The following is a 21,065-nucleotide window of genomic DNA, read 5'->3' as shown; positions in this document are numbered from 1 at the left end:
CTTTCCTCCTCGTTCCACCAGGGTTGTCTATGTCGGGCTCCATCGACCGTCGCGATTTCGTCAAGGCCCTGACGGCCGCGAGCGCGGCGGGATTGCTGATCGGCGGCGGCCTGCCGGCCTTTGCCCAGAGCGCCCTCAAGCTCGGGGCCCCGGAGGATTTCTCGTTCGACACCCTGAAGGCGACGGCCCGCGCCATGGCGGCCAGTCCCTACCAGGCCCCGCGCGAACCCGATCCGGCCGTCGTCGACAAGATCGACTACGAGCAATGGGGCAAGATCACCTTCAACACCGATCAGGCTCTGTTCGTGGACGGCCCCGGCCGGTTCCCGGTGACGTTCTTCCACATCGGCAAATTTTTCCGCAAGGCGGTCGAGATGCACGTGGTGGCGGAGGGCCAGGCCCGCGCCATCATCTCGAACGGCGACATGTTCCACATGCCGGCCGACTCGCCGGCCCGCGACCTGCCGCCGGGCGTCGGCTTCGCGGGATTCCGGGTGCAGGAGCCGCGCGGCGGCTCGCTCGACTGGCACAACAACGATTGGGCCGCCTTCCTGGGCGCCTCCTATTTCCGCGCCATCGGCGAACTCTACCAATATGGCCAGTCGGCTCGCGGCATCGCGATCGACGTCGCGGTGGCGGGCATCAACGAGGAATTCCCGGACTTCACGCACTTCTACGTCGAGACGCCCAAGACCGACGCCGATACGCTGGTGCTTTACGCGCTGCTCGACGGGCCGTCGGTGACGGGCGCCTATAAGTTCACGATGACCCGCACGAAAAGCGTGCTGATGGACATCGAGCACACGCTGCACCTGCGCCGCGACGTGAGCCGCCTCGGCATTGCGCCGCTGACCACGATGTACTGGTTTTCCGATACCGCGAAGCCGACCGCGATCGACTGGCGCCCGGAGGTGCATGATTCCGATGGCCTCGCTTTGTGGACCGGGTCGGGAGAGCGGATCTGGCGACCGCTCAACGATCCGCCGCGCACCATGGCCTCGGCTTTCGCGGATACCTCGCCCAAGGGGTTCGGCACGCTGCAGCGCGACCGCGCCTTCGACCATTACCTCGACGGCGTTTATTACGAGAAACGCCCCAGCGTCTGGGTGGAGCCGCTCGGCGATTGGGGCCGGGGCGCCGTGCAGCTCATCGAGATTCCGACCGACGACGAGATCCACGACAATGTGGTGGCCATGTGGGTGCCGGCCGAGCCCGCCACGGCGGGCAAGAGCTACGACATCCATTACAAGCTGCATTGGGTGGCCGAGGAGCCCTATCCGGGCCCACTGGCGCGCTGCGTCGCGACGCGGCTCGGCCGTGGCGGACAGCCCGGCCTGCCGCGCCCGGCCGGCGTGCGCAAATTCATGGTGGAGTTCCTGGGCGGCCCGCTCGGGTCGTTGCCGTTCGGCGTCAAGCCGCAGATGGAGCTGTGGTGTTCGCGCGGCCGCTTCACCGATTACCAATATACCGAGGCGGTGCCGGACGGCGTGGCGGGCCATTGGCGCGCCCAGTTCGATCTGGTGGTGACCGGCCCGGAACCGGTGGAGTTGCGCTGCGTGCTGAAGCACGGCGATGTCAGCCTGAGCGAAACCTGGGCGTTCCAGTACCATCCGTTTTAACCAAGCGATCCGAGGCGCCTTCCCGAAGGCACCGGGTTGGGAACTTCCCGCAGCGGATGGCGCTTTTCCCAGCAATGATGGGAGGGTTTGTGATGGGTCGTTCGATTCTACTGTGGCTGATCGGTGTTCCGATCCCGGTGATCATCCTTCTGTTCCTGTTCTGGCATTAAACCCGACCCGGCTCCGGCCGGGTTTTTGTTGAGGCAGGCTGCTGCGGACGGTGAAATCGTGTCGGGATGCCGTCCCCGGCGCGCCTCTGCACTTCGGTCAGTGCCATAAGCGCCTTGAACAACAGGCAGGCTTCGCCCGCAAGATCGCCTCGACTGGTGTGGAACTCCCGGGCGCCCTGACCGTCAGGCGGCCGGACTCGGAGCCGTGGAACCGGACGCCGACCGGCCTGATGCCGCCCGGCCCTGCGGACCGAAGCCGACGAACAACACCATCAGACTGGCGCCGAGGCACAGGATGCCGGCCCCTACGAAGGCGCCGAGGTAGCTGCCCGTGGCGGTGCGGACGAAGCCCGCCGTCCAGGCCGCCGAAGCGGCACCGACCTGATGGGCCGCTGCGATCCAGCCGAACATCAGGGCGGCGTTCTCCTTGCCGAAGCTTTTCTCAGCCAGCCGCACCGTGGGCGGCACGGTGGCGATCCAGTCGAGCCCATAGAACACCGCGAAGAGCGACAGGCCGGCGAAGCTGTAGTCGAACGAAAACGGCAGGAACATCAGCGAAAGCCCCCGCAGGCCGTAGTAGCAGAACAACAGCAGGCGGCTGTCGACCCGGTCGGTCAACCAGCCCGAGGCCGTGGTGCCGAAAAAGTCGAAGATGCCCATCAGGGCCAGCAGCCCGGCCGCCTGCACCTCAGGGATACCATGGTCGACGCAGGCCGGGATCAGGTGGGTGCCGATGAGGCCGTTGGTGGAGGCGCCGCAGACGAAGAACGAGCCGGCCAGCAGCCACCAGTCGCGCGAGCCGAGGCCGGTGCGCAGCGCCTTCACGGCCCGCACGGCCGGGTTGACGGTCGACACGACGCGCGGCTCGACCGTCGTGCCACCATAAGGCGGCAGGCCCAGATCGGCGGGCCGGTCGCGCAGTAACAGCGCCACGAAGGGGATCAGCAGCAGGGCGGCGCCGGCCACCGTCAGCGACACGGCACGCCAGCCGAAGGACTCGCCGAGGCGCGCCAACAGCGGCAGGAAGATCAACTGGCCGGTGGCGCTGCTGGCCGTCAGCAGCCCCAGCACGAGCCCACGGTTGGTGGCAAACCAGCGGTTCGCCACCGTGGCGCCGAAGACGAGCGCCACCATGCCGGTACCGGAGCCCACCACGACGCCCCAAAGCGCGACGAGTTGCCAGGGTCGGGTGATGGCTGAGGTGCTCGCAACCCCGATGGTCAACACCGCCAGCGCACTCACCACCGTGCGGCGTAGGCCGAAGCGCTCCATGATGGCCACCGCGAAGGGGCCGAGCAGCCCGTAGAGCAGGATGTTGACCGCCACGGCGGCGCTGATGGTGGCGGGCGACCACCCGAACTCGCGCTCGAGCGGCACGATCAGAATGCCGGGCGTCGCCCGGATGCCGGCCCCGACGAGCAACACCGCGAAAGTGACGCCCATGACGACCCAGGCGTAATGCAGCGGCGGACGGGAAGCGGATCGGTCAGACATCGACATGCCCAATCCTAACGGACCCTTGCCGGCTTGAGCAACGTTCGGCTGCTCGTCAGGCGAGGCTTCACACGTTTCGAAGCCGCCCGGCGTTGCCGATCACGGTGCCGACCACTAGGGTTCGACCTCCATCCACGCCGGACCGCGATCCATGGACAGCAAAGCCAACGTGCTGGAGGCCATCGGCCACACGCCCTTGATCAAGCTGCGGCACGCCTCGGAGGCGACCGGCTGTACGATCCTCGGCAAGGCCGAGTTCATGAACCCCGGCGGTTCCGTCAAGGATCGGGCGGCGCTCGCCATGGTGGAAGACGCGGTCGCGCGCGGCACCTTGAAAGCGGGCGGCACCATCGTCGAAGGCACGGCCGGCAACACCGGGATCGGGCTCTGCCTCGTGGCCAGCGCCCTGGGGTTCAGGACCGTGATCGTCATCCCCGAAACGCAGAGCCAGGAAAAAAAGGACATGCTGCGGCTGAGCGGCGCCGAGCTCATCGAGGTCCCGGCGCTGCCTTATTCCCACCCGAACAATTACGTGAAGCTTTCGGGCCGCCTGGCCGCGACCCTGGCCGACCGGCCGGGCGGCGCCATCTGGGCCAACCAATTCGACAACGTCGCCAATCGCGACGGGCATTACCGCACCACAGGCCCCGAGATCTGGGAGCAAACGGACGGCACGATCGACGGCTTCATCTGCGCGGTCGGCTCGGGCGGCACGCTGGCGGGCGTCGGCCAGGCCCTGAGGGAACGCAACCCGCAGGTGTCGATCGGCTTGGCCGACCCGATGGGCGCGGCGCTCTACAGCTTCTATACGCAGGGCACCTTGAAGGCCGAGGGTTCATCCATCACCGAAGGTATCGGCCAGGGCCGCATCACGGCCAATCTCGAAGGCCTCCGCGTCGACCATGCTTATCAGATCGGCGACGCCGAAGCGGTCGAGATCGTCTTTGCGCTGGCCGAGCATGAGGGGCTGCTGCTCGGCGGCTCGTCAGGCATCAACGTCGCGGGTGCCATCCGGCTCGCCCGGGCGCTCGGCCCCGGCCACACGATCGTGACGATCTTGTGCGACTCGGGCGCCCGTTACCAGTCGAAGCTCTTCAACCCCGCTTTCCTGCGCGAAAAGAACCTGCCAGTGCCGGACTGGCTGACCCGCAGCCCCACCCTCGACATCGGCACCCTGCTGTGACGCATCTGGTCTTCCGCGATGACGTCACCTTGCGGAGCGTCGAGGCGATCGTCACCGCGGTCGAGCCCGACGGCGGGCTGCAGCTCGACCGCACGGTGTTCTACCCGCAGGGCGGCGGCCAGATGGGCGACGCGGGGCACCTGACGGCCTCCGACGGCCGCGTGGTGCCGATCGCCACCACCCGCTACGGCGCCGACAAGCGAACGGTCGTGCACGTCCCGGCCGCGGACGCCCCACCCCTTGCGGTCGGCGACGCGGTGGTGGCCGCCATCGACTGGGACACACGCTGGAAGCGGATGCGGATCCACACGGCCCTGCACCTGCTGACCGTGGTGCTGCCCTATCCAGTGGCGGGTGGCGCCATCGGCGACGGCGACGGCCGCCTCGACTTCGACATTCCGGACGCGGGCCTCGACAAGGCCGACATCGCGGTGCGCCTGAACGCGCTGATCGCCCAAAACGCCGCCGTGACGTCTCGCTTGATCAGCGACGCGGCGCTTCTGGCCGACCCCGGCCTCGTGAAGACCATGTCAGTGAAGCCGCCGATGGGCACCGGCCAGGTCCGCCTGATCGAGATCGCCGGGCTCGACCTGCAGCCTTGCGGCGGCACCCACGTGGGCCATACCGGCGAGATCGGCCCCGTCGAGGTCACGGGAATCGAGAAGAAGGGCAAGCAGAACAGGCGCGTCAGGATCCGCCTCGCAAGCGCATGAGGGACCGAAAGCGGCAAGGAGTTGGGGATCACGCGCTGCTCACCCGATGGCGGTTTGACTTTCCAGGACGTTAAAATACGTTTCAACCTGGGCATATTGGCTGGGGGGATCTTGAAATGAAGACCAAAATTGCAATCGCATTCGCCATGGGTCTCAGCTTATGCGGTTGGACCGGCAAGGCAGAAGCCTTTCAGTATGTCTTTCGCGGAACTGTGACCGATACAACGAACACGCAAAACGTCGCTGCCGATTACTTGAAGCACAACGCAATTACGATCACGGTCGACGGCAGTAGCGCCAGTGCCTTCTACATCAGCGCACAACAGACCGACCTCGCCATCGCCCTGCAGCACGCGCAGGCGCAGATCGGCCACGACAAGGGATATTTCACGAACGACTATCCCGTGACCTCCCTGATCAACAACGATGGGACGACCTCGTCGATCAACGTGAACGTTGGCACCTCGTTCAACCAGTTCGGACCGTTCCAGCAGGCCTCGGACGGCGGCCTCATCCTGTCGGCTGCCTCGATCCTGGCCAACATCCCCGTCGACCCCGAGCAGAGCTTCGGCCCGGTCAGCGTCAGTGGTTTCGGCAAGCTGATCGGGGTTCCGTCCGGTCCGGCAGGCATCGGGACTGGTGGATACGAGGTCGATTTCAGCCTCAGCTCGCTACAGGGCTTCGGCTCCATCTCAGCCGTGCCGCTCCCGGCCGCCGCGCCGATGTTTGGTGCGGCTCTCCTGGCCCTAGCAGCGATCGGTTACAGCGCACGCAAGCGGATATCAGCCTCGGCCTGAGGAGGCCGTCCAATCGGCTGAGTCGTTCGGGTCACAGCCTGGAGGAATCAGGCTGCACCGTGATGTCCCAGCTTGCGCCAGGGCCCATCGCCCTCCTACGATTCGGATCGGCGGACCAGGGGTTCGCACCTCGCGTGGGGGTGCGCGGGGTGCAGCCATGGCGCAGGATGCGACCGCCTCAGAAGTCCGGCATCGTCGGCGCCAGCCGGCCGCCGACCCGCAGCGGGCCGATGCGGCGGGCGAGACCGGTGCGGTCGTCCGTTTCCACCAGCACGCCGCAGAGCGTCGCCGGCCCTGCGGCCGGCTCGTAGCGGCTGCCCGGCAGCTTGGTCAGGAAACGGCGGATCGGCTCTTCCTTGTCGACCCCGATCACACTGTCGAAATCACCCGTCATGCCGGCGTCGGTCTGGTAGCCGGTGCCGCCCGGCAGGATCTGGTGGTCCGCCGTGGGGATATGGGTGTGGGTGCCGACCACGAGGCTGACGCGGCCGTCGAGAAAATGCCCCATGGCCTGCTTCTCGCTCGTCGCCTCGGCATGCAGGTCGACCAGGATGGCATCGGCAGCCGCACCGAGGCCGCACATCTCCACCTCCCGCTCGATCGCCGCGAAAGGATCGTCGAGGGCGTCCATGAAGACGCGACCCATGGCATTGATCACCAACAGGCGCTGGCCGTTGGCGAGTTCGATCAGGTTGGCGCCTCGGCCGGGCGCCCCCTTGGGGAAATTCAGCGGCCGGATCAGGCGCGGCTGCCGCTCGATGAAGACCAGCGCCTCGCGCTGGTCCCAGGCGTGGTTGCCGAGCGTCACGGCATCGGCGCCGGCATCGAGGATCTCGGCGCAGATGGCTTCCGTGATGCCGAAGCCGCCGGCCGCGTTCTCGCCGTTCACCACCACCGCATCGGCCCTGAGCTCACGCCGCAGGCGCGGCATCTCCGCCGCGATCGCGGCCCGGCCGGAGCGGCCCATCACATCGCCGACGAACAACAATCGCATCGTTCAGGCCTCGCACAGGATGATGCCGCGCTCGGTCACCACGAGGTCGAGCGGCTCGTCGTGGTCTTCGCAAGGCAGGTAGAGTTCTTCCTGGCAGACGAACGCCACGCCGATGGCTTGGACCCGGCGGGTCTGCCGCAGCGCCGCCAGGGTCGCGTCGTAATAACCGCCGCCGTAGCCGATGCGGGCGCCACGACGGTCGAACGCCGCGACCGGCACGAACAAAACGTCGGGCACCACCGTGTCCGCGGTGGCCGGCGGATGACGCAGCCCCCAGGTCCCCACCTCGAGCGGATCGCCGGGTGCCCAGCGCCGGAACGTGAGCGGCGTTCCCGGCGCGCCCGCGACCGGCAGAACCGTGACGAGCCCGATGCGATGCAGCACAGCCAGGAGCGCGCCCGTATCGGGCTCGTCACGGATCGGCAGAAAAGCCGCAACCACGGGATCGGCAGTCGGGTCGACGGCGCTGCGCACAAGGCCCGGCCCCACAGTGGCTAGGCGCGCCGCAAAGGCCTCGCGCTCGGCTGGCGGGACGGCGGCGCGACGGCTCAGCGCCGCGGCGCGGATCTCGACTTTGGGGGATGGCGCCATCGGGGCAGCGGGCCTTGCGTGGTCTCCCGCCTGGCGCGGCGGCGACGGCCGGACACCCCGGCCCGTCGGAGCGGAAACGAGTGCGGGGCCACAATGGCCGTGGGATTTCGACCCCGGGAACCTACAACGTAGGTGGGCGCCATATAACCAAGCCCACGAGCGAGGTCAGGGACAGCTCCCTCAGGATCGATAAGGCCCCGGGAGTACATGTCCTCACGCGCCCCGCAGCTCCGCGAAACAATATCTAGGGTGATTTGCCGTCGGGCGCCAGGGGGTGGGGTTGTGGCGTGCCGTTCACTCTGCCGCGCCTCGGGGTCCGCCGGAAACCGGAACCGAACCGCAGCCCTGGGATTGCCTTTCGCACACCCAAACGGAGATCCCCGATGAGCGACCCCGAACCCGGCTCGAAGCAGCGCCTGATGGAGCTGCTGAAGGACGTGCGCATCGCCATGATGTCGACGCGCGGCGGCGACGGCCACTTCCACAGCCGTCCCATGGCGACCAGCGACATCGACTTCGACGGAGCGCTGTACTTCCTGTCGAACGACCATTCCGGCAAGGTGATGGACCTCGAGCGGGACCGGGACACGCTCCTGACCTACGCCGACGAAGGCAAGCAGCTCTACATCGCTTTGCGGGGCGACACCGAGGTGATCACCGACAAGGACACCATCAAGGCGCACTGGACGGCTTCGGCCCGCGGCTGGTTCCCGAAAGGCCCGGACGATCCCGAGATCGCACTGCTCAAGGTGACGATCCATGAGGCCGAATATTGGGATGCGCCGAACGGCAAGGCCGTGGTCCTGTTCGCCTATGCCAAGGCCCTACTGACCGGCCAGAAACCCGGCAACATCGGCGAGCACGGCCGGCTCGAGCTGTAGGCGCGGCTCAAATCAGCAGGTCGCGGCGTCCGACGCGAAAGACGCTCGCACCCGTGAAGGCCCGCCAATGGTGGGCCGGAATATTGGCGTCCGCGAGTTGCGTCTCGGGGAAGAGTGCCGTCAAGTCGTAGCGTTCCGGGATGCGCACCACCATTCCAAGCGTTTGCTGCAACGTGGCGGTACCAAAGCGCCGCACGTGCAGCGACGGGCCGAACCGCGCGAGCTTGGCATCGTGGTCGCCGTCGAGCAGTTCGTCGCCGAAGCCGCCCGGCAGAATGGGTAGGCTGAACAGCATCAGCCCATCCGGCTTCAAGGCTTTGACGAGCCGCGCCAGCACAACCGTGTAGTTGCACTCGATATGCTCGAGCACGTGGTTGTGCACGATCAGGTCGAAGCGCCCTTCCCCCAGTGTGTCGAGGTCGCGGCACAGGTCGAAGCGCTCCGCCGCCACATGCGGGTAAAGGCTCGGATCGATGTCGACGGCGCGGTAGCCCGGGCCGGCCGCCTCGGCCAGCAGGCCCGACAAGCCGCGTTCGGGCGCAAAATGCAGCACCGCGGCGCCACGCTTCGGGCGATCCGACCCGTTGAGATAGAGCGCCGCCACGCGACCCCGTTCCAACGAACCGCAGGTGCGGCAGCGCACGGCGGGGCGCTTCGGCATGTCGTCGAAGCCGGTGCCGCCGCAGATGTTGCATCGCATGAACCAGGATCCCGGCCGGCGGGATCCGGCCCGGGTGTCTGTTTCACAGGACGGCGGCGGCCGGCAAGGGCGCCGACCCATTCCGCGCAGACAAAGACGCCGGGATGGTGCGTGCCGATCCTCACGCCAAAGCGGAGGCAGGCGCGGCGGCCATCCTTGTCGAAGGCTTGGCTCAACCGAAGGCGGCGGCGCCATAAGCCGAGCCCACGCGGAGGCGCCGTCGCCCGCCAAAGTGGCGATCCCGAGCACGCCCGCCCAAACCTGTCGCAGATTGCATCCCGCGGCCCACACCGGCGTCGCGCGTTAGGCGCCCGATGCAACATGCTTTTCAATACGTTAACGCGACTTCAACGATCCCATGCGCTTGATCCGCAGGGTCGCGACCGGCTCGAACTTTGTTCTTGGGGGCGGACAGCCTTCGGGCGACAATGCGGCAACCTCGAGTGGTCCCAATGCGTCACCTATCCTACCGCCCTTGCGTCGGCATCGCGCTCTTCAACCCGAAGGGAGAGGTTTTCGTCGGACGGCGGCGCAGCAAGCGCGTGCTCGATCCGGCCCTGGCCGGGCACGAATGGCAGATGCCGCAGGGCGGCATCGACCCGGGCGAAGCGCCCCGCGACGCGGCCCTGCGGGAATTGCGCGAAGAAACCAACGTGTCTTCGGTGACGCTGCTGGCCGAGTCTCCACGCTGGCTCAACTACGACCTGCCGGTCGACATTTCCAAGCGCAGCTGGCGCGGCCGCTACAAGGGCCAGACGCAGAAATGGTTCGCCTTCCGCTTCGAGGGCCAGGAGACCGAGATCAACATCCTGGCGCCCGCGGGCGGCCACAAGCCGGAATTCGCTGCCTGGCGCTGGGAAGCGATCGAGCGCCTGCCGGAGCTCATCATCCCGTTCAAGCGCGCGGTCTACGAATCCGTGGTGGCCGACTTCCGCCATCTTGCCGACATGCCGGCCAGCTAGAGGCTGCAACGACGACAAGGCGAAGCGGGTGCGGATGGGATCGAAAGCATTGCTGGCCGCCTTCGGCCTGCTGGCCTGCCTGGGCTCCGCCCGGGCGCAGGATCGTGGCACCCTCGACCCGCAGCCGCTCCCGGCGCTCGCCAATCCGGCCGATCCGAAGCTCGCCGCCAAGCAATTGTTCGGCCGCGTCGAGGCGCCCGTCGATCTGCAGTCACGCTCGATCGGCTTTTATGCCCATGGTTGCCTTGCGGGCGCGCAAGCGCTGCCGGTCGATGGCGAGGCCTGGCAGGTGATGCGCCTGTCGCGCAACCGCAATTGGGGCAACCCGGCCCTGATCGGCTTTCTCGAGCGCTTCGCCAAGACTGTTCCCGCCGTCAACGGTTGGCCCGGCATTCTGGTGGGAGACATCTCCCAGCCGCGCGGTGGCCCGATGTTGACCGGTCATGCTTCCCATCAGGTCGGGCTCGATGCCGATATCTGGCTGTCGCCGATGCCGGACCGCACGCTGACGCGGGCCGAGCGCGAGTTCATGTCGGCCACCAATGTTGTGCGGCCCGACGGGCTCGACGTCGATCCGGCCAAATGGACGCCGGCCCATATGGCGCTGATCGAGGCGGCGGCCGAGCAACCCGAGGTGGAGCGCATCTTCGTCAACCCGGCCATCAAGAAGGCGATCTGCCGCGACGCCCGGGGCGACCGGACCTGGCTCACCAAGGTGCGGCCCATGTACGGCCACAACTACCATTTCCACGTCCGCATCGCCTGCCCGGCCGGCGACAGCTCCTGCCAGGCCCAGGCCCCCACCCGGCCGGGCGACGGCTGCGATGCCTCGTTGACCGCATGGTTCCGGCCGCAAGTGCTGCACCCGCGACTGAACCCCAATGCCCGACCGGCACCGCCGCTGACCATGGCGGGCCTGCCGGCAGCGTGCCGACAGGTTCTGGTCGCACCCTGAGCCGAAAGCGGGGCGCATGGGCGTTTCGCGCGCGAGTGTATGTGGCTCTCGCTGAACCACACGGATTGTCGCATCCCTTCGTGGTCGGCTGCCTGGTCGGGCCAAGTGGTTTCCACTTGGCCCGACCGGTTTCTAGGCGGCCGCGACCCCGAGGCCGATCGGGCAGCTCACGCCCGTGCCGGCGAGGTTGCAATAACCGTGCGGCACCCGGTCGAGGTATTGCTGGTGGTAGTCCTCGGCAAAGAAGAAGGCGGGGGCCGGCCGGATCTCGGTGCTGACCGGGCCCATGCCGCGGCTCTTCAGGGCATCCGCATAGGCATCGCGCGAGCGTTCCGCCGCCTCGGCCTGAGCCGGCGTGGTGGTGTAGATGGCCGAGCGGTATTGCGTGCCGACGTCGTTGCCCTGGCGCATGCCCTGCGTCGGGTCATGGTTCTCCCAAAAGGCCTTCAGCAGCGCCTCGTAGGACAGCTTGGCGGGATTGAACGCTACCATCACGATCTCGGTGTGGCCCGTGCCGCCCGAGCACACTTCCTCATAGGTCGGGTTCGGGGTTTCGCCCCCCTGGTAGCCCACGGCCGTGACGTGGATGCCGTCGCCCAGGCGCCAGAACAGGCGTTCGGCCCCCCAAAAGCATCCCATGCCGAAATACGCGACCTCGATGCCGGCCGGATAAGGCCCCTGCAGGGCATGGTGGCCGCCGACGCGGCTGCGCTCGGCGGTCGGCACGGGCGCGGAGCGGCCCGGCAGCGCCTGGCCGGGCGCCGGCAGACCAGCGGATTTGCGCAAGAACGACAACATGGCAGAACTCCTCATCGCGGCCGATGCGCGGCCATGATGACAATGTAAGGACGCCCGCGCTGGACGTCAGGCACCGCGACGAATTTTGCCAGGCCGGACGCGATCGCGGTTGCGCTCCCGACCGTCCCGACTATAGTGCCGCCATTCCGCCCCCACCGGCCGCTTGCGGCCGCGTCTGGGCAGGCCGGAGGGGTGGCCGAGTGGTTGAAGGCGCACGCCTGGAAAGTGTGTATACGGGAAACCGTATCGCGGGTTCGAATCCCGCTCCCTCCGCCAAAACAATCCCCATCTTCTTCCTATGACCGATCAGGTCGGCGATTCCGTTCAGTGAGCTGAAGACGTCGTCGGCCCTGAGGTCCGACAGGCGGCACGCCTGTCAACTCACCGATGTTTGATCCCCGACGCATCGATCGCGACCCCATCGGCGGTGCGACTCGGATATGCCGACCGCCTCACGATGCGACAGCGAGAGGAGGCCACCGATGCTGATGCAGGATGCGACCGTCACACGAGCCGGACGGAGGTTCACAGGGCGGTTCAGGGTCATGGGAACCGGAAAGGCGGTCTCGGTCATGGTGCGGTTCGAGACAGCCGTGATCTGCGCCCGGAAGGGGGAATTGCCGGAAGAAACGGTCGTCGAGACGCTGCTCGGCGAACTGGTGCAGGAGGCGTTGGCCAGGGACGGGCGCCCACCCCAACACTGACGATCGGCGCGGCGGGACACCGCCGCGCCTTGTGCCTCCATCCAGGCTGCGGGACGGCCCCGAGGCCAGGGTCGGCGCCAGGCCCCCGAGCCGGGCGACAGGATGGCCATCAGTCACAAGGCAAGCCGGCCGAAACCGCGCCAGCCCCCGTCGCGGCTCAGGGCGCGACCGCTTCCGGCAATCCTTTCAGGCGCTCGGCCAGGGTCCGCAGGCTGACGTCGCCCTTGTGCAGGATCTGGCTCGCGCCATGAAGGCGCCGACGGTCTTCCCGGGTAAGGTCGAGCGCCGTCAACACCACCACCGGGATGGCGGCGCATTCCGGCATGCCCCGCATGGTTTCGAGAAACGTGAAGCCGTCCATCACCGGCATGGTGAGGTCGAGTAGCACGATGCCGGGGCGTAAGCCCGCGAGCTTGGCGAGACCGTCCTGGCCGTTCTCGGCTTCCGTGACCGACCAGCCGTCGCGTTCCAGCGCCTTGCGGATGCGGGCCCGCGTGTCGGCATCGTCGTCGATCACCAGCACGTCGCTTTCGGGCGGCCGGAACCGGTCCATGACGCTCTTGAAGCGGTCCCAGCGCACCGGCTTCATCACATAATCGGCGGCGCCCAGCGAAGCCGCCAGCGCGCGCTGCTCCACGAAGGTCACCATGATGACCGGGATGTGATCGAGGGCCGGATCGGCCTTGAGGGCGCTCAACACCGACCAGCCGTCGATGCCGGGCATCATCACGTCGAGCAGGATCGCATGCGGCTTCAGGTTGCGGGCCAGCGCCAGACCGGTATCGCCCTCGGCCGCCGTCTGCACCGTGAAGCCTTCGCGGTGCAGGAACTTCGTCATCAGGGCCCGCTGGTCGGGATCGTCGTCGATCACCAGCACGAGGGGCCGCGCTTCGGCACCCTCGTCCGGCAGCGGCAGCGGGTCGCCGCCCGCCGGTATCACGGCCGGCGCCACATAGGTGGCGGGCAGGCGGAGCTCGAAGGTGGTCCCCTCCCCGGCCCGGCTTTCCACGCTGACCGTGCCACCCAGCATGGCCGCGAAGGCCTGGGTCAGGGACAAGCCGAGCCCCGTGCCGCCGAAGCGGCGCGTCGTCGAATTGTCGGCCTGGGTGAAGCGCTGGAACAGCTTGGTGAGCTGTTCGGGCGTCATGCCGATGCCGGTGTCGGTCACCCGGAACACCAGAACGGGCGCGCCGGCGTCGCTGGCCCGCTTGGCCGACAGCGTCACGCTGCCGTTCTCGGTGAATTTGGCGGCGTTGCTGAGAAGGTTCAGCAGCATCTGGCGCAGCTTGGTCAGGTCGGAATGCATGCCGCCGAGATCGGGCGCGATGTCGAGGACGAGCCGGTTGTGCTTCTTGTCGACAAGCGGTCCCACGGTCGCGGCCACATCGCTCACCACTGTCGCCACGTCGAGGTCCTCGGCGAAGACGTCCATCTTGCCGCTTTCGACCTTCGACAGGTCGAGCACGTCGTTGATGAGCCCGAGCAGGTGGCGCGCATTGCCTTCGATCTTGCGCATGTCGCCCGCGAAGCCGAGCGTGTCCTCGTCTTCCTCGAACTCTTCCAGCAGCATTTCGCTGTAACCGATGATGGCGGAGAGCGGGGTGCGGAGCTCGTGGCTCATGTTGGCGATGAAGGCCGATTTGGCGAGGTTCGCCTGTTCGGCCTCGTCGCGGGCGTTCTTCAGGGCGGCTTCGAACTCGTGACGCTCGGTGATGTCGGCATGCACGCCCACCCATTCGTGGATGGTGGCGCCGCTTTCCAGCACCGGCACGGCCCGCACCGCAAAGGTCCGATAGATGCCGTCATGGCGGCGCACCCGATGCTCGAACACAAAGGTTCGCCGCCCCGCCACGGCGGCATTCCAGGCCGCGATCGAGGGCTCGACGTCGTCCGGGTGCAGCGCCTTGGCCCAGCCGAACCCCTGATATTCGGCTTCGATCTGGCCCGTGAAGGCCTGCCAATCCGGCTGCGAGCCATCCATGCGTCCATCCGGGCTGTTGGTCCAGATGATGTCGCCGACCGCCTCGGCGGCTGCCCGGAACCGCGACTCGCTGGCCTTCAGGGCGCGGCTGGTGCGCTGCTGGTCATACGAGGAGGCCAGCATGGCCACGAACAGGATCAGAAAGGTGGCGCCCGCCACATAAAGCGCGAGGTTCTGCTGGCCGAGGCTGACGCCGCCCGGGTGGGCCGCCATGCTGGCGCCATGCGCCTCCGCCGTGAAGGTGGCGGCCGCCATGCCGGTATAATGCATGCCGGCCACCGCGAAGCCCATCACATTGGCCGCGACGGCCTTCTGCCAAACGCCGTTCGGACGGGTGGTGAGCCACAGCGCCACGGTGGCGGCCGTGACGGCGATCAACACCGAAACCAGCACCACCGGCCCGCTGAACGCCAGATTGCCGGGGATCTGCATCGCCGTCATGCCGGTATAGTGCATGGCCGCGACACCGAGCCCCATCATCGGCCCGCTGATCGCAATCGCCTTCCAGCTCCGGCCCGCCAAGCTGACCCAGGCAAAGGCCGCTGCGGTCACGCCGACCGCGATCGCAAAGGACACCACCGTCACGCCGAGGTCGTAGAGCACCGGCATCCCCATGCGGAACGCCAGCATGCCGACGAAATGCATCGACCAGATGCCGCCGCCCATGGCCAGCGAGGCGCCGGCGATCCAGCCCCAGCGCTGGCGCCGCGAGGCGCCCTGCACGTGTCCCGCAAGGTCGAGCGCCGTATAGGAGGCGATCACCGCGATCACGACCGACAGCACCACGAGCGTGGGGTCGTAGCTGGTCTGGCTCATCGGGACGCGGTTCTTCTATCCTGCGTCGCCGCACCGGCCCGGTGCCGCGACAAGCCTCGTGTTGACGGTGCATAGTTGGACCGGCATCCGCACGGCGGCAAGACACCGACGCTGCGGCCCAGCGCTCGATAAGCCAGGGGATCGGTGCAGCCAAGCGGCACGCAGCCGGCGGACGCATGGCTGGATGGCGGACGGGCGCCGGCGCCGGAACGCCGTTGACTCCATGGGGCGACCATGTTGGGCTGATGCGAGATGCCTGGCTCGGGATCGGGTCGCCTCGGCGTCATCCTTTCCCTCTCGAGATCACCCGAGATGAACCAGCCCCTCCGCACCCTCGATGCCCCGCCGGGCGACGTGCTGTCGCTCAAGGATGCGATGCGTCGGCTGGCTGGGGGCGTCGTGGTGATCACGGCCGGCATCGGCCCGGAGCGCACCGGGCTGACCGCCACATCGGCCGTGTCGCTGTCGATGGACCCGCCCACCATGTTGATCGCCGTCAATCGCGCCTCCTCGTCCTGGCCGGTGATCGCCGGGCGACGGCATTTCTGCGTCAACGTCCTGCATGCCGACCAGACCGATGTGGCGGCGCGGTTCGCCGGCATTGGCGGCGCTCGGGGACCGGACCGCTACGCCGGGGCCGAATGGATCACGATGGGGTCAGGCGCCCAGGGCCTCAAGGGCGCCCTGGCGATCATCGACTGCGACGTCGAAGAGGTGATCGAGCGGCATAGCCATGCCATCGTGCTGGGCACGGTGCGGGATGTGCAGGGCGAGCTCGGCAGCGGCGAAGGCCTCGTCTACGCTCATGGGCGTTTCGGCAGCCTCAACCTGCTCTGACGCTGGCGCGCCTCGCTCTACAGGCCCAGTTGGCTGAGGCCGGGATGGTTTTCCGGCCGCGGCCCGAGGGGCCAACGGTAGAGACGGTCCCGCTCCGCGATCGGCAGGTCATTGATGGAGGCGATGCGCCGGCGCATCAGCCCGGCGGCATCGAACTCCCAATTCTCGTTGCCGTAGGACCGGAACCATTGTTCGGCCTCGTCATGCCATTCATAGGCGAACCGCACCGCGATCCGGTTGCCCGCATGGGCCCACACCTCCTTGATCAGGCGATACTCGTGCTCGCGACTCCACTTGCGGCGGAGGAACGCCACGATCTCGTCGTGGCCTTGCAGGAATTCGGCGCGGTTGCGCCATTGGCTGTCGGCCGTATAGGCGCCCGCGACGCGCTCGGGATCGCGCGTGTTCCAGGCGTCCTCGGCCATACGGGCCTTGCGGGCGGCAGTGTCGGCCACGAAGGGCGGCAACGGCGGACGCGACATGCGAAACCTTTCAGGGTGGCGGGCCGCGGCCCCAGGCCAGGGGAGGCTACTCGCCGACTTCCGCCGCGCTGGCAAGCTCGTGAATGGGGCAGCCGTTGTGGGCCGCGCGGAAGGCCGCCGACTTCGGATAGATGGCCCGTCGGGCCCGCATGATGGAGCCGAGCGGCCGATGCGCCGCGAGGCAATGCCACGGATTGAAGGAGGCGCCTTCGTCGACGCTCCTGATCTTGCCGTCGCTCCAGCTGTCCTGGCGGGCGACGTCGATGCGCGCCACGGGAACGTATGGGCTTTCGTCCTCCGACCAGACCTTCGAGGCATCCTCGATCGGCATGGTGTCGAGATCGGTCAACAGTTGGACCCGCACCTCCCAGGTGCCGGCATGCACGGCGAAGAAGTTCGAGACCGCGTTGCGCAATCCGTCGGGAACACCATTGACGTCGAGCGGCGCGCCGGTCAGCTCCGTCAGACCCGGCGACAGCGGCGCCACCGCCACCTTGGCCACATAGTCGCCCCAGCGCAGCGGCACCTGGCTGTAGAAGGTTTCGCCGAGAATATGTGTTTCCGGATGGCCGCCGAGGCTGATCAACGTCGGACTCTTGGTGCCGACCGCCTCGAGCGCCGCCTCCACGTTGCGCAGCACCGCCGACAATCCCTTCTTGAAGATCTGTGGCGTATCGGTGGTGGTGGCCAAAAGCTTCAGGCTCCGCAGGAAGGCCTTGGCATCGGGGGCCGTGAAGCCCGGCGCATTGGCCATCACAAAGTCCTGGCTGGTGCCGTCCTCGCCGGGCAGACGCTCGCCCTCCACCCCCATCACCTTCACGGCCAGGCCGCGCGGTGTCGACACGCTGTCGTCCAGGATGTCGCCGGGGTTGGTGGACAGCCGCAGCACCACGTCGTGCTGGCCCGGGCTGGCACAAAAACCCTGCGCATAGGCGGGCGGCAGGTTCGGCAGCACCGCGAGCCGCCCAACCAACACCCCATGGCTCTTGGCGTGAACGCCCCGCACGGCGCGTCCGTAGTCCTTCGCCGTGATGTTCTGGATTTTGTTGAACGTTTCGATCATCTCGGCATGGATCTGCGCCTCGTCGGCCTGCACCGTTTCGAGGCCGTCGTGATAGCGAATCGGTTCCGAACCCATCGTCGAACACTCCAGCGGCAGATCTTTATCGTTCCAGGCAACGTCGCAGCCGGGAGCGGCGTTCCCCACCCAGGCCGTGACGCCGCGACACCTGCCGCCTGAAGACCGTTGCCGTAGCCTCGAACCATGGACAACCCTTGATGCCAGATCCCGCCAACACCCGCCCTCCCGCCGCCGCAACCTGGGGTTCGGCGCTGGCCATGGGCTTGGCGGTGGCGGTTCTGGCCCGGCGGCCCCTCGTGCCTGCGGGCGCCGCCTCCACTCCCCGGACCAGCCTCGGCGCCGGCCTTCCCAGGGGCGATGCTCCCGGCCAGGAGCGCGGTCAAGCCGCCGAGGGCCGGCATGGCGAGGCCGCCGACACACCGGCCGCCTTCACGGCGCGGAGCTGGAAGGACATCCTTTGGCGGGTCTATGGCGAACTCAGCAACGACCGCGTGCTGGCGGTTGCGGCGGGCGTGACCTTTTATGCGCTTCTGGCCCTGTTCCCGGCCATCACGGCGCTGGTGTCGCTTTACGGGCTGCTGGCCGATCCGGTCACGATCTCGGATCAGCTCGCTTCCCTGGCAAATCTGATGCCGAGCGGCGCGCTCGACATCATCGGCGAGCAGGTGAAGCGCATCGCCTCGAAGCCGCATGGGTCTCTCGGCTTCGGCTTCGTGGCGGGCCTCGGGGTGGCGCTCTGGAGTGCCAATGCGGGCGTCAAGGCCATGTTCGACGCGCTGAACATCGTCTACGACGAAAAGGAAAAGCGCAGCTTCATCCGGCTGAACGCCGTGTCGCTTCTCTGCACGCTCGGGGGGCTCGCGATCGTGATCCTGGCGCTCGGCGCCGTGGTGGTGATCCCGGTGGTGTTGAATCTCGTCGGGCTGGGCAGCGTGCTCGAGACCACCATCAGCCTGGCGCGCTGGCCGTTGTTGTTGTGCCTCATCATGCTGGCACTGGCAGTGCTTTACCGGGTTGGTCCCAGCCGGCGCGCGCCGCAATGGCGTTGGGTGACCTGGGGCAGCGGCCTGGCGGCCGTGGCCTGGGTCGTGGCCTCGATGTTGTTTTCCTGGTACGTGGCGAAGTTCGGCACCTACAACGAGACCTACGGGTCGCTCGGCGCCGCCATCGGCTTCATGACGTGGATCTGGATCTCCACCACGGTGGTGCTGATCGGGGCCGAGGTGAATGCCGAGATGGAACACCAGACGCCCCAGGATACGACGGAAGGCGGCGGCAAGCCCATGGGGCGCCGCGGGGCCGCAATGGCCGACAAGGTCGCCGGATGACGCCGGCAAAGGCGCAACAGGCCGAAGCATAGAGACTCTGATTCACACTTGACGAAGCAGGCTGTGGGACGAAGCCCCACGGCGCTTTCGCTTTGCGAAACTGTGGCTTATCATCCCGCTCGTGCCAGAGTCTCCGACATCCTCTCCCCTGCCCGGGACAAAGCTGCAGGCCGCACTCGTTCGGCTGTTGCGTCCGCTCGTGCGTCTCTGCGTGCAGCGCGGCATGACCTATCCGGCCTTGAGCGACGTGTTGCGCGAACTCTACGTCAATGTCGCCGAATATGATTTCGCCCTGGCCGGCAAGGACCAGACCGACAGCCGCGTCAGCCTGCTGACCGGCATCCACCGGAAGGAGGTGCGCCGGCTGCGTGGGGCCGGGTCGCCGGTCAATGTGGTTCCGGCCAGCTTGTCGCAGACAAGCCGCATCCTGGCCCGCTGGATGGCCGATGCGGCCTTCCTGGACCACGCCGGAGGGCCCATGGCGCTGCCCCGGGTGGCGCCGCCTGGGATGCCCTCCTTCGAAACTCTCGTCACTGCGGTGACCCGGGACGTGCGACCCCGCGCCATTCTGGACGAATGGCTCGACCGCCGGATCGTGGTGCTCGACCCCCAGGGGGACGTGACGCTGGTCGAGACGGCCTTCGTGCCGCGCGACGGCGACGACGAACAGCTGCATTATTTCGGTCGCAACCTGCACGACCATATCGCCGCCGCCGTGGCCAATGTCGGCGGCGACGCACCGCGCTTCCTGGAACGCTCGGTGCATTACGACCGGCTGTCGGCCGCGACGGCACGTCGACTGGAGGCGCTGTCCCGCACCCTGGCCCTGACGGCCTTGCGCGAAGCCAACCGCGACGCCCACGAGGCCTGCGACCAGGATGGCGGCGGACACTGGCGCTGGAATTTTGGCGTCTACGTCTTTGCCGACGAAGTGCCGGACGTCGTCGATCCGAAGGCCGAGGCCGCGCAGTCCGCAAGGCCCGGCCCATGACACGGCCTCGGGCCTGGTCGCGGCGACGCCTCCTCCATGCGACCCTCGGGGCAGCCGCTATCGTCGGCCCGGCCAGCGCCCAGGAGCGGCCGTCCGGCGATCGCGGGATGGGCGGCACGGGCGTCCTGCCACCCGAAACCGAGCCCGGCGATCGCGGCATCGGCGGCACGGGCGTGATCGGCACCATCCGTCGCTTCGGCAGCATCGTGGTGAACGGTTTGCGCATCACCTTTCCCCGTTCGGTGCGGGTCCGCATCGACGACCGTCCGGCCCGGCTGCAGGATCTCGAGATCGGCCACGTGGTGCATGTGCTGGCCCGCCATCATCGCGGCGAACGGCTGGCGACGCGATCGATCGAAGCCTTCAGCGAGGTCACGGGACCGATCGAGGCGGCGACCCCCGACGGGTTGACGGTGTTGGGCCAGCCGGTCGGCTGGGCGCCGACCCGGACCGGCCGGCGCTTGACCGTAGGCCAGTGGGTGGCGGTGAGCGGTCTGCGCCGCCTCGACGGCACGATCGTGGCGAGCCTCGTGGCGCGGCGGCCGGCGGGGCGCGCCATGGTGGCCGGCATTCCGCGCCTTGAGGCCGATGGCGCCGTGTGGATCGGCGCGCTGCCGATCGCCGGTCTCGACCCGACACTGCTCGGCCAACGGCTTCGGCTCGACGGCCGAGTGTCGGAGGGCCGCTTGGTCGTCGCTAGGGCGCGGCCGGCCTTTGCGCAGATCCTCGCCGGACATCCGGCCGAGCTGTCCATCGAGGATTACGTGGCGCTCGCCGATGGCGCGGTGCAGTTCGGGTCGGGCTTGACGACGCCCGCAACCGCCTTGTCGGTTGCGGTGACCGGCGAAGAGCGCGCGATCGTCTCGGCCACGGTGCGACAAGGCCAGATCCAGGTATCCGGCATCCGCGGCGAAGCCTCGTCGGCCCGATCCGCCCCGGGGGGTCGAGGGCCCGGCGGCCCGCACGGGCCCGGCGGCAGACCCGATGG

At 67.9% G+C, this 21,065-nt stretch carries 20 protein-coding genes, 1 tRNA gene and 1 other RNA gene; 13 read left to right on the top strand and 9 right to left on the bottom strand.

Annotation, left to right across the window (positions count from 1 at the left end; all coding sequences use genetic code 11):
* The first annotated feature begins 29 nt into the window (after positions 1–29).
* Positions 30–1,619 carry a glucan biosynthesis protein gene (locus P7D22_RS09510; protein ID WP_319933986.1) on the top strand — a complete coding sequence of 530 codons (1,590 nt, stop codon included), beginning with the start codon at positions 30–32 and terminating at the stop codon, positions 1,617–1,619.
* A 353-nt stretch (positions 1,620–1,972) separates the two neighbouring features.
* On the opposite strand, the gene P7D22_RS09505 is transcribed toward P7D22_RS09510, so the two are convergent.
* Positions 1,973–3,289, bottom strand: a complete 1,317-nt coding sequence (locus tag P7D22_RS09505) for an MFS transporter (RefSeq protein WP_442916069.1) — start codon at positions 3,287–3,289, stop codon at positions 1,973–1,975.
* 145 nt (positions 3,290–3,434) lie between these two features.
* Between P7D22_RS09505 and P7D22_RS09500 the strand changes: the two genes are divergently transcribed.
* The 3 genes from P7D22_RS09500 (at position 3,435) to P7D22_RS09490 (ending at position 5,976) form a co-directional block, all read left to right on the top strand.
* Positions 3,435–4,466 (top strand): cysteine synthase A, encoded by a 1,032-nt coding sequence (locus tag P7D22_RS09500; RefSeq protein ID WP_319933985.1) that lies wholly within the window; start codon positions 3,435–3,437, stop codon positions 4,464–4,466.
* Positions 4,463–5,179, top strand: coding sequence for an alanyl-tRNA editing protein (locus tag P7D22_RS09495; RefSeq protein WP_319933984.1), 717 nt, complete (start codon positions 4,463–4,465; stop codon positions 5,177–5,179). The genes P7D22_RS09500 and P7D22_RS09495 overlap by 4 nt, the downstream gene beginning before the upstream one ends.
* 116 nt (positions 5,180–5,295) lie before the next feature.
* Positions 5,296–5,976, top strand: a complete 681-nt coding sequence (locus P7D22_RS09490) for a hypothetical protein (RefSeq protein WP_319933983.1) — start codon at positions 5,296–5,298, stop codon at positions 5,974–5,976.
* Between the two features lie 178 nt (positions 5,977–6,154).
* On the opposite strand, the gene P7D22_RS09485 is transcribed toward P7D22_RS09490, so the two are convergent.
* The 3 genes from P7D22_RS09485 to ssrS all read right to left on the bottom strand — a co-directional run bounded on the left by P7D22_RS09485 (position 6,155) and on the right by ssrS (position 7,795).
* Positions 6,155–6,970, bottom strand: coding sequence for a TIGR00282 family metallophosphoesterase (locus P7D22_RS09485; protein ID WP_319933982.1), 816 nt, complete (start codon positions 6,968–6,970; stop codon positions 6,155–6,157).
* Between the two features lie 3 nt (positions 6,971–6,973).
* On the bottom strand, positions 6,974–7,561 hold the full coding sequence (locus P7D22_RS09480) for a 5-formyltetrahydrofolate cyclo-ligase (RefSeq protein WP_319933981.1): 588 nt from the start codon (positions 7,559–7,561) through the stop codon (positions 6,974–6,976).
* Positions 7,562–7,642: 81 nt separating this feature from the next.
* Positions 7,643–7,795: non-coding RNA, 6S RNA (gene ssrS, locus P7D22_RS09475), on the bottom strand.
* 149 nt (positions 7,796–7,944) lie between these two features.
* On the opposite strand from ssrS, the gene P7D22_RS09470 reads away from it, so the two are divergent.
* Positions 7,945–8,442 (top strand): pyridoxamine 5'-phosphate oxidase family protein, encoded by a 498-nt coding sequence (locus P7D22_RS09470; RefSeq protein ID WP_319933980.1) that lies wholly within the window; start codon positions 7,945–7,947, stop codon positions 8,440–8,442.
* Positions 8,443–8,449: 7 nt separating this feature from the next.
* Here P7D22_RS09470 and P7D22_RS09465 read toward each other — a convergent pair whose 3' ends face one another.
* Positions 8,450–9,142: a class I SAM-dependent methyltransferase gene (locus tag P7D22_RS09465; protein WP_319933979.1), complete on the bottom strand. Its 693-nt coding sequence runs from the start codon at positions 9,140–9,142 to the stop codon at positions 8,450–8,452.
* A gap of 452 nt (positions 9,143–9,594) precedes the next feature.
* On the opposite strand from P7D22_RS09465, the gene P7D22_RS09460 reads away from it, so the two are divergent.
* A complete protein-coding gene (locus tag P7D22_RS09460; RefSeq protein WP_319933978.1) occupies positions 9,595–10,104 on the top strand; it encodes an RNA pyrophosphohydrolase in 510 nt (169 codons plus the stop codon).
* A gap of 34 nt (positions 10,105–10,138) precedes the next feature.
* Positions 10,139–11,059: a penicillin-insensitive murein endopeptidase gene (gene mepA / locus P7D22_RS09455; protein WP_319933977.1), complete on the top strand. Its 921-nt coding sequence runs from the start codon at positions 10,139–10,141 to the stop codon at positions 11,057–11,059.
* Between the two features lie 132 nt (positions 11,060–11,191).
* Here mepA and msrA read toward each other — a convergent pair whose 3' ends face one another.
* Complete coding sequence (gene msrA, locus P7D22_RS09450; protein ID WP_319934023.1) at positions 11,192–11,854, bottom strand: peptide-methionine (S)-S-oxide reductase MsrA; 663 nt, start codon at positions 11,852–11,854, stop codon at positions 11,192–11,194.
* Between the two features lie 189 nt (positions 11,855–12,043).
* On the opposite strand from msrA, the gene P7D22_RS09445 reads away from it, so the two are divergent.
* Together P7D22_RS09445 and P7D22_RS09440 are read left to right on the top strand one after the other, a co-directional pair.
* Positions 12,044–12,133, top strand: a tRNA-Ser gene (locus P7D22_RS09445).
* A 269-nt stretch (positions 12,134–12,402) separates the two neighbouring features.
* Entirely contained in the window at positions 12,403–12,561 is a 159-nt protein-coding gene (locus P7D22_RS09440; protein ID WP_319933976.1) for a hypothetical protein, read from the top strand.
* A 157-nt stretch (positions 12,562–12,718) separates the two neighbouring features.
* Here the strand turns inward: P7D22_RS09440 and P7D22_RS09435 are convergent, their stop codons facing one another.
* Entirely contained in the window at positions 12,719–15,358 is a 2,640-nt protein-coding gene (locus tag P7D22_RS09435; protein ID WP_319933975.1) for a response regulator, read from the bottom strand.
* A 312-nt stretch (positions 15,359–15,670) separates the two neighbouring features.
* On the opposite strand from P7D22_RS09435, the gene P7D22_RS09430 reads away from it, so the two are divergent.
* Positions 15,671–16,195: a flavin reductase family protein gene (locus P7D22_RS09430; RefSeq protein ID WP_319933974.1), complete on the top strand. Its 525-nt coding sequence runs from the start codon at positions 15,671–15,673 to the stop codon at positions 16,193–16,195.
* 17 nt (positions 16,196–16,212) lie between these two features.
* On the opposite strand, the gene P7D22_RS09425 is transcribed toward P7D22_RS09430, so the two are convergent.
* Positions 16,213–16,677: a nuclear transport factor 2 family protein gene (locus tag P7D22_RS09425; RefSeq protein WP_319933973.1), complete on the bottom strand. Its 465-nt coding sequence runs from the start codon at positions 16,675–16,677 to the stop codon at positions 16,213–16,215.
* Positions 16,678–16,723: 46 nt separating this feature from the next.
* The gene (locus P7D22_RS09420; protein ID WP_319933972.1) at positions 16,724–17,815 is read right to left on the bottom strand and encodes a catalase family protein; all 1,092 of its coding nucleotides are present in this window, start codon (positions 17,813–17,815) and stop codon (positions 16,724–16,726) included.
* 140 nt (positions 17,816–17,955) lie between these two features.
* Between P7D22_RS09420 and P7D22_RS09415 the strand changes: the two genes are divergently transcribed.
* The 3 genes from P7D22_RS09415 to P7D22_RS09405 all read left to right on the top strand — a co-directional run.
* Positions 17,956–19,086, top strand: coding sequence for a YihY/virulence factor BrkB family protein (locus P7D22_RS09415; RefSeq protein ID WP_319933971.1), 1,131 nt, complete (start codon positions 17,956–17,958; stop codon positions 19,084–19,086).
* A gap of 121 nt (positions 19,087–19,207) precedes the next feature.
* A complete protein-coding gene (locus P7D22_RS09410; protein ID WP_319933970.1) occupies positions 19,208–20,077 on the top strand; it encodes a DUF6502 family protein in 870 nt (289 codons plus the stop codon).
* On the top strand, positions 20,074–21,065 hold a 992-nt coding region (locus P7D22_RS09405), incomplete at its 3' end, for a DUF5666 domain-containing protein (protein WP_319933969.1). The genes P7D22_RS09410 and P7D22_RS09405, both read left to right, overlap by 4 nt.

The organism is Lichenihabitans sp. Uapishka_5 (assembly GCF_033947565.1).
Lineage (GTDB): Bacteria > Pseudomonadota > Alphaproteobacteria > Rhizobiales > Beijerinckiaceae > Lichenihabitans.
The sequence above is the reverse complement of the archived record's forward strand: the minus strand, read 5'-3'. Positions and strand labels throughout refer to the sequence as shown.